Source organism: Rathayibacter sp. VKM Ac-2929, from assembly GCF_022815495.1.
Taxonomy (GTDB): Bacteria; Actinomycetota; Actinomycetes; order Actinomycetales; family Microbacteriaceae; genus Rathayibacter; species Rathayibacter festucae.
Genome location: NZ_JALGRV010000002.1, coordinates 138,931 through 151,353, shown reverse-complemented (window position 1 = coordinate 151,353; position 12,423 = coordinate 138,931). Strand labels below are relative to the sequence as shown.

The following is a 12,423-nucleotide window of genomic DNA, read 5'->3' as shown; positions in this document are numbered from 1 at the left end:
GCCGCAGAATCTCGTCATAAGTGGCATGCCGCGCTGGTGGTCAGAGGCCGAGAGAGCGACGGACGCGGGCGGCTGTCGCCTCGGGGTGGTCGACGAGGCCGGAGAGACGCACGCGGATGTGGCGGTAGCCGAGCGCCTGAATCGCCTCGCTGCGCGCGATGTCCCGCTCGTACTGCCGCGTGTCCGTCCGGTGCTGATCGCCGTCGTATTCGACGACGACCCACTGATTTCGATAGAGCAGATCCACCCGCGCGACGAAGACACCGTCCGCGTCGTACAGCTCGACGTTGAGCTCCGGCTCGGGCAGCCCCGCGCGGATCAGCAGCAGCCGGAGGAGCGTCTCCTTCGGCGACTCGGAGCCGACCCGGACGAACCCGACCGCCTCCCGAGCGCGCCGGCCGCCCCGCCCGCGATACCGTGCCGCCCGCGCCGCGAGGATCTCGAGATCGACGCGGAGGCCGCGGCGACCGAGCTCCTCGTCGGGCCGCACGAGAGCATCGCCGAGGACGACCAGCTCGTCGAGCGATCGCGAGTCGGCGAGATGGCAGAAGGTCGAGGCGGGATCCGTCACCGGATGGCCCGCGTCGATGACGGTCACCGCCTCGTCCCAGAGATGGTGCGACTTCACGCCGACCCGACGGGCGGCGCGCATCGGCGGCGTGACCGACACGTGCAGCGGAGTGGTCTCCGTCGCCCGCCGATCGGGCAGCTGGAGGAGATGAGCGGCGGTGACGTGCGAGAAGAACTCGCCCGGTCGCATCACCGCGGCGAACGCCGCGATCCTCTCGCCGTATGTCACCGGCTCGATCGCGGCACGAGCACCCCGGAAGACGCCGACCGGGTACTCCGCCACCAGCCGGTGCCGCGCCAGCTCGCTCGTCGACGCGTTCACGATCCTTGTCTCTGTGTCGTCCTGCATGCGAGGACCCTGCCGCACCCCGCGCTCCCCCGCGCGCGTTCTCCACAGCCCCCTCCCGCGAGATGCCACTTATGACCACGACACGCCGAGGAATCACCTCATAAGTGGCATCTCGCGGAGGGCGGCAGGGCTGGGGAGGAGGGTCAGGACTCGCGGGCGTGGGTGTCGAGGAAGGCGTAGACCTCGGCGTCGTCGATGCCGGGGAAGGTGCCGGAGGGCAGCGGGGCGAGGACGTGGGCGTGCAGGCGGGCGCTCGGCCAGGCGTTGCCGTCCCAGCGCTGGGCGAGCTCGGCGGGGGCGCGGCGGCAGCAGGACTCGTCGGGGCAGCGGGACTGCTCGCGGCGGTCGGTGTCGCGCCCGCGGAAGAAGCGCGCCTCGGCGAAGGGGACGCCGACCGTGATCGAGAACTCCTCCGTGGCGGTGGTGCCGGTCTGCGAGGCCGACCAGAAGGTGCCGGCCGGCGTGTCCACGTACTGGTAGTACTCCGTCGTCCGGTTGGTGCGGCTGAAGGCGGAGCGCGCCGACCAGTAGCGGCAGACGATCTGCCCCTCGACGGCGCCGGTGACGTCCGTCGGCAGCGGCAGCCCGTCGTTCTCGTAGGCCTTCTGGATCGAGCCGTCGCCGAGCACGCGGAGGAAGTGCATCCGGATGTCGAGGTGCGAGGTCAGCAGGTTGGTGAAGCGCAGCGCCGCCGCCTCGTGCGTGACGCCGAAGCCGTCGCGGAAGTCCTCGACGGAGATGTCCCGATCGCGCTTCGCCTCCTCCACGAACGCCACGGCCGGCTCGAGCGGCATCAGGCAGGCGGCCGCGAAGTAGTTGATCTCGAGCCGCTGCCGGAGGAAGTCGGCGTAGGTGACCGGGCGCTCGTGGCCGAGCAGCCGGTGCGCCATCGCCTGCAGCGCGAGCGCCCGGAGCCCGTGGCCACCGGGGATCGAGGCGGGCGGCAGGTAGATCCGTCCGTTGGCGAGGTCGATCACCGAGCGGGCCGAGTGCGGCAGATCACCGACGTGGATGATCTCGAAGCCGAGGTGCCGCGCCATCTTCGAGACCGAGCTGTGGGTCAGCGCGCCTCCGCGGTGCCCGACCGTGCGGAGCATCTCGCCGGCGACCGCCTCGATCTCGGGCAGGTACGCGTTGCGCTCGCGCAGCTGCAGCCGCTGGGCGGTATTGGCGCGCCGCGCCTCCTCCGGTGTCGCGCTGGCCTCGCTCTTGCGGCGCGCCAGCTCGCGGTAGACGCCGAGGAACGCCTCGAGGACGGGCGTGGTCAGGCCCTTGTTGACCTTGAACTCCGGCAGCCCGAGCGAGCGGTAGAGCGACCCCTTCTGCACCCGCGCCAGCTCGATCTCGAGGGCGGCGCGCTCGCTCGGCGGCTCGTCCGAGAGCAGCGCGGCGAGCTCGACGCCGAGCGCGGTGGCGAGCGCCTGCATCAGCGAGAGCCGCGGCTCCCGGCGTCCAGTCTCGATCAGGGAGAGCTGGCTGCCCGAGACGCCCACGCGCTCGGCGAGCTGCCCGAGGGTCAGCCCGCGGCGGGTGCGGAAGTGCCGGATGCGCTGCCCGAGCAGGGCGGCATCGGTCCCGGCGGTGGGGACGGTGGCGGGGTCGGTGGTGTCGGTCACGGCGAGCTCCAGCGATCGGTTGTGACGGAGGCGCAAAAACCGCGGTTCTTGACGGTCAAGGCCTCGCAAATACCCCTCGATCCTCCTCCATCCTGGCTTCAGGCGCCAGAGAGCGCCCCTCGCACCGTCGGATCACGACCGCCACGAGGACCGACTCCCCACCCCGTCGACGACGACTGCACTGAAAGCGGAGCCAGCATGAGCATCTACAGCAACACCCTCCTCCTCGAGACGACCACCATGACCGCTCCGACGCCGGTCGCCGCACCGGTCGTGCCGCCCGCCCCGCTGGCCCTGCGCCGCTGGGTGCGCGAGACGGCCGCGATCCTCCAGCCCGACGCGATCGAGTGGTGCGACGGCTCCCCTGCCGAGTGGTACCGCCTCACCGCCCGGATGGTCGAGGAGGGGAAGCTGATCGCCCTGAACCCGGAGTGGCGGCCCGGCTCGTTCCTCGCCCGCACCGACCCCGACGACGTCGCCCGCGTCGAGGACCGCACGTTCCTCTGCACCACGGACGAGGCCGACGCCGGCCCGACCAACAACTGGCGCGAGCCCTCCGCGATGAAGGCCGAGCTCGCCCCCTGCTTCGCCGGCTCGATGCGCGGCCGGACGATGTACGTCGTCCCGTTCTCGATGGGCCCGGTCGGCGGGCCGCTCTCGCAGCTCGGCGTCCAGCTGACCGACTCCGCCTACGCCGTGCTGAACATGCGGATCATGGCGCGCGTCGGCGCTGAGCCGCTCGCCGCCTTCACCGAGGAGACCGCCTTCGTCCGCGGTGTGCACTCGGTGGGCTTCCCGCTCCGCGACGCCGACGGCACGACCCGCGACGACGTCGCCTGGCCGTGCAATGCGACGAAGTACATCACCCAGTTCCCCGAGACGCGCGAGATCTGGTCGTTCGGCTCCGGTTACGGCGGCAACGCCCTGCTGGCCAAGAAGTGCTTCGCCCTGCGGATCGCCTCCGCGATGGGCCGCGAGGAGGGCTGGCTGGCCGAGCACATGCTCCTGATCCGGATCGTCTCGCCCGAGGGCCGGAGCTACCACGTGGCCGCGGCGTTCCCGAGCGCCTGCGGCAAGACGAACCTGGCGATGCTGCAGCCGACGATCCCCGGCTGGCGCGTGGAGACGCTCGGCGACGACATCACCTGGATGAAGAAGGGCGAGGACGGCCGCCTCTGGGCGATGAACCCCGAGACCGGGTTCTTCGGCGTCGCGCCCGGCACCGGGCAGAGCAGCAATCCGAACGCCGTGCACACCCTCTGGGGCAACACGATCTTCACCAACGTCGCACTCCGCGAGGACGGCGACGTCTGGTGGGAGGGCCTCACCGACGAGGTGCCCGAGCACCTCACCGACTGGCGGGGCGAGCCCTGGACGCCTGCCTCCGGGACCCCGGCCGCGCATCCCAATGCGCGCTTCACCGCACCGGCCCAGCAGTGCCCGACCCTCTCGGCCGAGTGGGACGCCTTCGAGGGCGTGCCGCTGGACGCGATCGTCTTCGGTGGGCGCCGGGCGAGCAACGTGCCGCTGGTGACCCAGGCGACCTCCTGGCAGCACGGCGTGTTCCTGGGCGCGACCATCGCGTCGGAGAAGACGGCGGCCGCGGAGGGGACGGTCGGCGAGCTGCGCCGCGACCCGTTCGCGATGCTGCCCTTCTGCGGCTACAACATGGCCGACTACTTCGCGCACTGGCTCGCGGTCGGCGCGGACCTCGGCGAGAAGGCGCCCGCGATCTTCCAGGTCAACTGGTTCCGCAAGGGCGCCGACGGCTCCTTCCTCTGGCCCGGCTTCGGCGACAACGCGCGGGTGCTGCAGTGGCTCGTCCGGCGGATCGAGGGGCTCGCGGAGTCGCGGCCCAGCGCGATCGGCGACCTGCCGCTGTCGATCGACACGCACGGGCTGAACCTCTCGGCCGCCGCGAAGGAGGAGCTGTTCTCCGTCCCGGTGGAGGCGTGGCTCGACGAGTGCGCCCTGACGGAGGCGTTCTTCGCCCGCTTCGGCGACCGCCTGCCGCCCGAGCTGACCGCCGAGCTGCGGGCGCTGCGGCTCCGGCTGCTCGCCGAGGAGCTGCCGGCCGCCCACGCGGCCTGATCCCGATCCCGCCGGCCGCGCGCCGGCGTCCCTGTGGCCCGCGGAGGGGAACCATCCCCTTCTTCGCATCCCCCTCCGCGGGTCCACTCCCCTCCGACCTTCATGCTGATCGAGTAGCCCCGCAGGGGCGTATCGAGATCCTCCACCGCCGAGCACGTGGGTCTCGATACGCCGCTGGCGCGGCTACTCGACCAGCATGTCGAGATCCCCCTCCTCCGCACGACCAGACGGGCACCATGGACGACCGCATCACCCTCCGCTTCCTCGCCGCGCCGCAGGACGCGACCGCCGACGGCCGGAGCGCCCAGGCCGGCCGCGTGCTCGAGTGGATCGACAAGGCCGGCTACGCCTGCGCGGTCGGCTGGAGCGGCGGCTACTGCGTCACCGCCTACGTCGGCAACGTGCACTTCACCCGGCCGATCGCCGTCGGCAACCTGATCGAGGCGACCGCGCAGGTCATCCACACCGGCCGCACGAGCATGCACGTGCTGGTGCGCGTCGCCCAGGCCGACCCGCGCACCGGGCGCTACGAGGAGGCGACGCACTGCCTCCTCATCTTCGTCGCCGTCGACGAGGAGAAGCGCCCGCGCCCGGTGCCGGAGTGGAGCCCCCGCACGATCGAGGACCTCGCCCTGGCCGAGGGCGCCGCCGCCCGCATCGACGGCCGGCGCGCGCTGCACGAGGTGATGCGCGCGCAGGAGTACACGGAGGCGGGGACCGGCCCGCGGATCGTCTTCCGCTTCCTGGCCGCGCCCGGAGACGTCAACTGGGGCGGCAACGCGCACGGCGGCATCGTGATGCGCTGGATCGACGAGGCCGCGAACGCCGTCGCGCAGGGCTGGAGCGGCCGCGACGCGGTCGCCGTCTACTCCGGCGGCATCCACTTCTACCGGCCGGTGCGGATCGGGCACCTCGTCGAGGTGGAGGCGCGGCTGATCCACACCGGGCCGCGCTCGATGCACCTCGCGATCCACGTGCGCTCCGGCGACCCGCGGACCGGCGAGCTCGAGCTGACGACGCAGTGCATGAGCGTCTTCGTGGTGCGCGGCGACGACGGGGCGGCCGACGCTGTGCCGGCGCTCGAGCCGCGGAGCGACGAGGACCGCCGCCTGGACGAGCACGCGCGGGAGCTGATCCGGCTGCGCGCCGAGCTGCCGGCGCTGCCGGTCGGTATCGCGGCGACGCTCGCCTGACCGGTCGGCACTCCCGGGTCGCTAGGGTCGGAGCGTGAAGATCCTCGTCGTGAACGGCCCGAACCTGAACCTCCTCGGCACCCGCGAGCCCGCGGTCTACGGCTCCGACACGCTCGCGGATGCGGAGGCGCTCGCCACCCGCGCGGCGGAACGGCTCGGCCTCGAGATCGAGTTCTTCCAGAGCAACTCGGAGGGTGCGATCATCGACCGCCTGCACGAGGCGCGCGGCACGGCCGCCGGCCTGCTGCTCAACGTCGGCGCCTACACCCACACCTCGATCGCGATCCGCGACGCCGTCCTCGCCACCGAGCTGCCGCTGGTCGAGGTGCACGTGAGCAACGTGCACCGGCGCGAGGAGTTCCGGCGGCACTCCTACCTGTCGGACATCGCGGTCGCCGTGATCGTCGGTGCCGGCATCGCGGGCTACGGCTACGCGGTGGACGTCCTCGCGCGGACCCTGGGGGCGACGGCTCCGGACGCGTAGCTCCGGGGCGAGTCGCCGGGGCGTAGCGTCGGGGGCATGACGCCCTCCGACGCGACACCCTCCGCCTCTCCCGCCGAGCTCGGCCGCTCCTTCGGCTCGGCCGTCGACGCCTACGACCGCGGGCGCCCGGGCTACCCCGACGACGCGGTGGACTGGCTCATCGGGCACGCGCCCGCCCGGGTGGCCGGTGCCTTCGTGCCCGAGCGCGCGCGGGCGGCCGGCGCGGACGCCTCCGACCGGGTGCGCGTCGCGGACCTCGGGGCCGGCACCGGGAAGTTCACCGCGTCTCTGGTGGCGCGCGGACTCGACGTGACCGCCGTGGAGCCGGACGCGGCGATGCTGGAGCGGCTGACCGCGCAGCTGCCGTCGGTCCGGGCGCTGGCGGGGACGGCCGAGGCGATCCCGTTGCCGGACGCGTCCGTCGAGCTGGTCACCGCAGCACAGTCCTGGCACTGGGTCGACCCCGAGCGCGCGAGCGCCGAGGTCGCGCGGCTGCTGGTCCCCGGCGGCGTGCTCGCGCTGGTCTGGAACATCCGCGACGAGTCCGTGCCGTGGGTGCGGCGCCTCGGCGAGGTCGCCGGCTCCTCCGCTGCCGAGCGCTTCGAGACGGTGCAGCCGCCGCTCGGCTCCGCGCTGGAGCGCGTCGCGTACGCCGAGTTCGACTGGAAGTACGAGCTCGACCGGCCGGCGCTGCTCGACATGTTCGCCTCCCGCAGCTACGTGATCGCGATGCCCGAGGAGGAGCGCGCCGCGGTCCTCGCAGCCGTCGGCGAGGTCGTCGACGCGGTGCCCGGCGACCGCGTCGCCATGCCGTACGCGACCCGCGTCACGATCGCCCGCCGCGCCTCCTAGCGCCTCATGTTGGTCGAGTGGCCGCGCCAGCGGCGTATCGAGACCCAACCGCACTCCGAACACCTGGATCTCGATACGCCCCTCCGGGGCTACTCGATCAACATGGAAGCGGGCACCCGCACTGGGACGGCGGCGAGCACATCATGCTGGTCGAACAGCCGCGCCGGCGGCGGGGAATCATGCTGGTCGAGTAGCCCCGCAGGGGCGTATCGAGACCCACCATCACCGACTGGGCGGGTCTGCAGACTCGCGTTCCGACGGTGGTGGATCTCGATACGCCCTCTGAGAGGGCTACTCGATCAGCATGGCTTCCCCATACTTCCCCCGGAGACCCCGCGTCAGACCTCGTTCGGGTCGCCGCCGACGCGGCCGGCGCGCTCGAGCGCGGTGATCGCGTCGCGCTCGTCGTCGGTCAGCTCGAAGCCGAAGACGTCGATGTTCTCCACGATGCGGGCCTTCGTCGACGACTTCGGGAAGACGATGTGCCCGCGGTCGAGGTGCCAGCGCAGCACGACCTGCGCGGGCGTGACCCCGTGCGCCTCGGCCGCGCCGGTGATCACCGGCAGCTCGAGCAGCGGGTACTTGTTCTGCCCGAGCGGGCCCCAGGCCTCCGTCGCGATGCTGTGCTGCGCGCCGAACGCGGTGACCGTCGGCTGCTGGTGGTACGGGTGCAGCTCGATCTGGTTGACGGCGGGGACGACCTCGGTCGCGGCGAGCAGCCGCTCCAGGTGCGGCACGAGGAAGTTCGAGACGCCGATCGAGCGGGTGCGTCCGGCGGCCTGCAGCTCCTGCATCGCCTCCCAGCTCTCGACGTAGCGGTCCTGCTTCGGCTTCGGCCAGTGGATGAGGTACAGGTCGACCGCGTCGAGTCCGAGCTTCCCGAGACTGGCGTCGAGCGCCCCGGCCGCCGTGTCGCGGCCCTGGTCGTCGTTCCACAGCTTCGTCGTCACGTACAGCTCGTCGCGCGCGATCCCGGAGGAGGCGAGCGCCCGCCCGACGCCCTCCTCGTTGCCGTAGATCGCCGCGGTGTCGATGTGCCGGTAGCCGGCCTCGAGCGCCTCGGCGACGATGCGCTCCGTCTCGGTGGGGTCGACCTGGAAGACGCCGAACCCGAGCTGCGGGATGCTCGTGCCGTCGTTGAGAGTGAGGGTGGGGATGCTGGTCATCCCTCCACCCTGCCAGCAGCCCCCGACACCGGGTACCGGGTTGCGCCCGGCGACCGGCGTCGGCGCGGGCGACTACCCTCGAAGGGCGCTCGCGAGGGCGCACCGATTCCGAGGAGGACCGCACGTGAGCATCATCGCCGCCGCAGACGGATCAGCGCTGGGCAACCCCGGCCCCGCGGGCTGGGCCTGGTACGTCGACGACGAGCGCTGGGCGGCCGGCGGCTGGTCGCACGGCACCAACAACATCGGCGAGCTCACCGCGGTCCTCGAGCTGCTCCGCGCCACCGCGCAGGAGAGCGAGCCCGTGCACATCCTCTGCGACAGCCAGTACGCCATCAAGGCCTGCACCGAGTGGCTGCCGGGCTGGAAGCGGAAGGGCTGGCGGAAGGCCGACGGCAAGCCGGTGATGAACGTCGAGATCATCAAGGCGCTCGACGAGGAGCTGCAGGGCCGCGCCGTCACCTTCGAGTGGGTGAAGGGGCACGCCAATCACCGGATGAACGAGGCCGCCGACGTGCGCGCCCGCGCCGCCGCCACGGCCTACCAGCGCCGCACGGCCGTCGACGCCGGTCCGGGCTGGCCGGGAGCCGCCCCCGCCGTGACGCCCGCCGTCGACACCGAGGACGCCCCCGCCACGCTGTTCTGACCCGACGCCTCGCGCTCAGGGCAGCCGCAGCATCCCGGTCGCGACGAGCTCGCGCACCCGCGGCAGCACGGAGTCCAGCACGGCGGCCTCCTCCACGTGCAGGAGCGAGGCCACCGCGGCCGTGATGGCGGCGACGGACAGCTCGCCGTCGCACGCCCCGACGACCGCGGCGAGAGCCGTGTCCGCCTCCTCCACCCGGGCGAAGCCGCCGCCCTGGCGCAGCCGGAGCACGGTCGGGTCGTCGTTGCCCGGCCAGTAGTGCCGCTCCTCGGTCACGTCGCCGGCGACGACGAGCGCCAGCCGCGCGAGGTCGGCGTCGTCGACCGCGGACAGCGCGTCGAGCGCGTCGAGGCAGTGCGCGAGGTGCCCGCCCAGCCCCGCGGTCGCGAACGCCGCATCGAGCCGCTCGAGGCGGCGGATCGGCGGCCGGGGCGTCGCGGGGAGCCGCAGGGTCACGTAGCCGAAGCCGACGCCGGTCACGCCGCGCCGCTCGAAGTCCTCGAGCCAGGCGTCGACGAGGGCGTCCGACTCCGCGCCGCGGGTGGTCCCGCCGTCGCGGATCCAGGTCTCGGCGTAGATCGCCGGATCCTGCTGCTCGCGCTCCACGATCCAGACGTCGAGCGGCGAGGCGGTGCCGTCCATCCAGGCGGCGAGTCCGGCGTGCCCGGATTCGAGCGCCTGCTCGAGCGGGCTGCGGCCGTCGGCCAGCCAGGCGCGGACCCGGTCGAACGCGTCCGCGTCGGCCCGGTACTCCCAGTTGCCGAGCAGCTGCGCGACACCGCCCGGCACCAGGTGCTCGGCGGCGCCGACGATCACCCGGCGGACGATCTCGTCGCCCTCGAGCCCGCCGTCGCGGTACTCGTAGGCGGGGACGCCCGCGGTCCGCGGCGTGATCACGAACGGCGGGTTGGTGACGATCTGGTCGAACCGCTCCCCCGCGACCGGCTCGTAGAGGCTGCCGTGCCGGAACTCGATCGAGTCGATGCCGTTCAGCGCCGCATTGAAGGCCGCGATCGCCAGCGCGCGGTGCGAGACGTCGGTCGCGACCACGCGGTCGGCGTGCCGGGAGGCGTGCAGCGCCTGGATCCCGCAGCCCGTGCCGAGGTCGAGCAGGCTGCCGACCGGCCGCTGGATCATCAGCCCGGCGAGGGTGAGGCTCGCGCCGCCGACGCCGAGCACGTGGTCCTCGTCGAGCGGCCGGCCGAGCGCGAGCTCGCCGAGATCGGAGGCGATCCACCAGGAGGCGGCGCCGTGCAGGTCGACGAGGTCGTAGGGCCGCAGGTCGAGCGCGGCGGTGACCACCGCTCCGGCCTCGGAGCGCACGAGCCCCAGCTCCAGGGCGCCGTCGAGGCCGAGCGACGGGAACGCCGCCGCCGCCTGCTCCGTCGGCACCGGATCGGCGAGGAGGAACAGCCGGGCCAGCGTGGCCAGCGGCCCGCGATCGCCGCTGCGCTCGAGCGCCCGCCGCGCCGGGACCCGGTCGCCGCGGTGCAGCGCCTCGCCCGCGGCCTCGCCCCACAGCTCGCGGACGGCGTCGACGCGGTAGCGGGCACGGGAGAGGTCGTCGCCGAGGAGCGCGATGCGGGCTCGGTCGAGCTGGTCTGCTGGCTGCACCGCTCCATCCTCGTGCACACCCGGAGCCCGGACGGTGCGGCGGCGGTGCAGAACATCAGCTGCGAGCCGAGTTCGTCGCTCATCGCCGATGAAGGACCTTCTCAGCTGATGTTCTGCGCGCAATACGATCGACTCATGCCCCTCACCGGAGAATACGAACCGAGCACGTCCGCCTGGGCCCGCGAGCAGGCGGAGCTCTACGAGGCCACCGGCGGCGCGGAGGGCAACCTCCTCCGCGGCAAGCCGATCATCGTCCTGACCACGGTCGGCGCCCGCAGCGGCAAGCTGCGCAAGACCGCGCTGATGCGCGTCGAGCACGACGGCTCCTACGTCGTCGTCGCCTCGAAGGGCGGTGCACCCGAGCACCCGGTCTGGTACCTGAACATGGTCAAGGAGCCGCACGTCGAGCTGCAGGACGGCCCGGTGAAGAAGGACTACACCGCGAGCGTCCTCGAGGGCGACGAGCGCGCCGCCTGGTGGGAGCGCGCGGTCGCGGCCTGGCCCGACTACGCCGAGTACCAGACGAAGACCGACCGGCAGATCCCGCTGGTGCTGCTCACGCCCTGGTCCTGACCCGGCCGGCCGTCACTCCGGAGCGACGACCGTCGTCTCCGGAGTGACGTCGTCCGTTCCCGGCGCGTCGCGCTCCGGCTCCACCCGGGCCGCGATGAGCGCCAGCACCCGCGGATGCGACAGCAGCACGAAGTGCCCCACCACCGACACCGCGATGTTCTCGCGCGCGCCGGCGAGGCGGCTCCCGCCCGGGATGTACTGGTCGCGCATCCCGTAGATCGAGACGATGCGCCGGTCGGCGTCGCGCTCGGCCAGCAGCGTCCGGATCACGGGCCGGTTCGGACCGAACTCGCGCAGCGCCCGGGCCGGCGCGATGCGCGCGAGCGGTGAGCCGTTGAACGGCGTCGAGACGGCGATCATCCGGTCGATCCGGCCCTCGTCGCGGTCGTCGACGACGATCATGTGCTTGCCGATCAGGCCGCCCTTGCTGTGTGCGACGACGACGACCCCGCGCAGGTCGTGCTCGCGCAGGTACTCCTGCCCGAGCGCGGCCGACGCGACGATCGACCGAGTGTTGTAGCCGAGCGCGGGCAGCACGTGGATGGGATGCCCGGCCGCGTGCAGCCGGTCGGCGATCGGCCGCAGGAACTGCCAGGTCTCGTAGATCCCGGGGATCAGCAGGACGGGCGCGCCGTCGCCCGAGGCGTAGCGCGAGACGTCCCAGCCCTCGCGAAGATGCGTGAACCGCGAGCCGTAGGCGTAGCGGTAGTCGCGCAGATAGGCCGCGCGCAGCGAGGCGGACGAGCGCCGCGGGCGCCCCCGCTCAGGCGCCGGCATAGGCCGCTTCGAGGGCGGCGACGTCGAGCTTCGTCATCCCGAGCATCGCCTGCAGCGCCCGCGCCGCGCCCTCCGCGTCGGAGCCGCCGAGCACGGTCGCGAGCGCGGTCGGCACGATCTGCCAGGAGAGCCCCCACCGGTCGCGGAGCCAGCCGCAGCGGCTCTCCTCGCCGCCGTCGGCGATCAGCGCGTCCCAGAGCCGGTCGACCTCGGCCTGGTCCTCGACCGAGACCTCGATCGAGACCGCCTCCGTGAACGGGAAGCGCGGGCCGGCGTTCATCGCCCGGAAGAGCTGCCCGTCGAGCTCGAAGGTCACGACCGTGACGGTGCCCGGGGAGGGCGAGCCCTCGGGCAGCACCTCGGTGCTCAGGATCCGCGAGTTCGGCACGAGCTCGGTGTAGAACTCGGCCGCCTCCCTCGCCTGGTCGTCGAACCACAGGAACGTGCTGACTGCACCCATGCCGGCCTCCTCGTCGATCCCCAGTGTGCCCC

General features: G+C 72.8%; 12 protein-coding genes. 6 read left to right on the top strand and 6 right to left on the bottom strand.

The genetic code is table 11. From position 1 onward, the window contains the following. Window positions 1-40: 40 nt before the first annotated feature. Together MT355_RS05365 and MT355_RS05360 are read right to left on the bottom strand one after the other, a co-directional pair. Complete coding sequence (locus tag MT355_RS05365) at window positions 41-919, bottom strand: DUF559 domain-containing protein (RefSeq protein ID WP_243598808.1); 879 nt, start codon at window positions 917-919, stop codon at window positions 41-43. 143 nt (window positions 920-1,062) lie between these two features. Then, window positions 1,063-2,535 carry a helix-turn-helix domain-containing protein gene (locus tag MT355_RS05360; RefSeq protein ID WP_243598807.1) on the bottom strand — a complete coding sequence of 491 codons (1,473 nt, stop codon included), beginning with the start codon at window positions 2,533-2,535 and terminating at the stop codon, window positions 1,063-1,065. Between the two features lie 240 nt (window positions 2,536-2,775). Between MT355_RS05360 and MT355_RS05355 the strand changes: the two genes are divergently transcribed. From MT355_RS05355 to MT355_RS05340, 4 genes are all read left to right on the top strand, one after another. Continuing rightward, window positions 2,776-4,626, top strand: coding sequence for a phosphoenolpyruvate carboxykinase (GTP) (locus MT355_RS05355; RefSeq protein ID WP_243599273.1), 1,851 nt, complete (start codon window positions 2,776-2,778; stop codon window positions 4,624-4,626). Between the two features lie 236 nt (window positions 4,627-4,862). Beyond that, on the top strand, window positions 4,863-5,819 hold the full coding sequence (locus MT355_RS05350; protein WP_243598806.1) for an acyl-CoA thioesterase: 957 nt from the start codon (window positions 4,863-4,865) through the stop codon (window positions 5,817-5,819). Window positions 5,820-5,853: 34 nt separating this feature from the next. After that, window positions 5,854-6,303 (top strand): type II 3-dehydroquinate dehydratase, encoded by a 450-nt coding sequence (gene aroQ, locus MT355_RS05345; RefSeq protein ID WP_123735176.1) that lies wholly within the window; start codon window positions 5,854-5,856, stop codon window positions 6,301-6,303. A gap of 36 nt (window positions 6,304-6,339) precedes the next feature. Continuing rightward, window positions 6,340-7,155 (top strand): class I SAM-dependent methyltransferase, encoded by an 816-nt coding sequence (locus MT355_RS05340; RefSeq protein ID WP_243598805.1) that lies wholly within the window; start codon window positions 6,340-6,342, stop codon window positions 7,153-7,155. 338 nt (window positions 7,156-7,493) lie between these two features. Here MT355_RS05340 and MT355_RS05335 read toward each other — a convergent pair whose 3' ends face one another. Then, the gene (locus MT355_RS05335) at window positions 7,494-8,321 is read right to left on the bottom strand and encodes an aldo/keto reductase (protein ID WP_243598804.1); all 828 of its coding nucleotides are present in this window, start codon (window positions 8,319-8,321) and stop codon (window positions 7,494-7,496) included. 124 nt (window positions 8,322-8,445) lie between these two features. Here MT355_RS05335 and MT355_RS05330 point away from each other — a divergent pair, with 124 nt between their 5' ends. Next, window positions 8,446-8,967 carry a ribonuclease H gene (locus tag MT355_RS05330; protein ID WP_123445254.1) on the top strand — a complete coding sequence of 174 codons (522 nt, stop codon included), beginning with the start codon at window positions 8,446-8,448 and terminating at the stop codon, window positions 8,965-8,967. A gap of 15 nt (window positions 8,968-8,982) precedes the next feature. On the opposite strand, the gene MT355_RS05325 is transcribed toward MT355_RS05330, so the two are convergent. Then, complete coding sequence (locus MT355_RS05325; protein WP_243598803.1) at window positions 8,983-10,581, bottom strand: methyltransferase; 1,599 nt, start codon at window positions 10,579-10,581, stop codon at window positions 8,983-8,985. 135 nt (window positions 10,582-10,716) lie between these two features. On the opposite strand from MT355_RS05325, the gene MT355_RS05320 reads away from it, so the two are divergent. Beyond that, window positions 10,717-11,154 carry a nitroreductase family deazaflavin-dependent oxidoreductase gene (locus tag MT355_RS05320; RefSeq protein WP_123445252.1) on the top strand — a complete coding sequence of 146 codons (438 nt, stop codon included), beginning with the start codon at window positions 10,717-10,719 and terminating at the stop codon, window positions 11,152-11,154. A 12-nt stretch (window positions 11,155-11,166) separates the two neighbouring features. Here the strand turns inward: MT355_RS05320 and MT355_RS05315 are convergent, their stop codons facing one another. After that, window positions 11,167-11,931 carry a triacylglycerol lipase gene (locus tag MT355_RS05315; protein WP_243598802.1) on the bottom strand — a complete coding sequence of 255 codons (765 nt, stop codon included), beginning with the start codon at window positions 11,929-11,931 and terminating at the stop codon, window positions 11,167-11,169. Then, the gene (locus MT355_RS05310; RefSeq protein ID WP_123445250.1) at window positions 11,918-12,391 is read right to left on the bottom strand and encodes a VOC family protein; all 474 of its coding nucleotides are present in this window, start codon (window positions 12,389-12,391) and stop codon (window positions 11,918-11,920) included. Before MT355_RS05310 ends, MT355_RS05315 begins: the two co-directional genes overlap by 14 nt. Window positions 12,392-12,423: the final 32 nt, after the last annotated feature.

What these genes read in the sequence shown, in the direction of transcription:
- MT355_RS05365 (WP_243598808.1), bottom strand. Translation starts at nt 919, where the DNA reads ATGCAGGACGACACAGAGACAAGGATCGTGAACGCGTCGACGAGCGAG.
- MT355_RS05355 (WP_243599273.1), top strand. Translation starts at nt 2,776, where the DNA reads ATGACCGCTCCGACGCCGGTCGCCGCACCGGTCGTGCCGCCCGCCCCG.
- MT355_RS05350 (WP_243598806.1), top strand. Translation starts at nt 4,863, where the DNA reads ATGGACGACCGCATCACCCTCCGCTTCCTCGCCGCGCCGCAGGACGCG.
- MT355_RS05340 (WP_243598805.1), top strand. Translation starts at nt 6,340, where the DNA reads ATGACGCCCTCCGACGCGACACCCTCCGCCTCTCCCGCCGAGCTCGGC.
- MT355_RS05335 (WP_243598804.1), bottom strand. Translation starts at nt 8,321, where the DNA reads ATGACCAGCATCCCCACCCTCACTCTCAACGACGGCACGAGCATCCCG.
- MT355_RS05320 (WP_123445252.1), top strand. Translation starts at nt 10,717, where the DNA reads ATGCCCCTCACCGGAGAATACGAACCGAGCACGTCCGCCTGGGCCCGC.
- MT355_RS05315 (WP_243598802.1), bottom strand. Translation starts at nt 11,931, where the DNA reads ATGCCGGCGCCTGAGCGGGGGCGCCCGCGGCGCTCGTCCGCCTCGCTG.
- MT355_RS05310 (WP_123445250.1), bottom strand. Translation starts at nt 12,391, where the DNA reads ATGGGTGCAGTCAGCACGTTCCTGTGGTTCGACGACCAGGCGAGGGAG.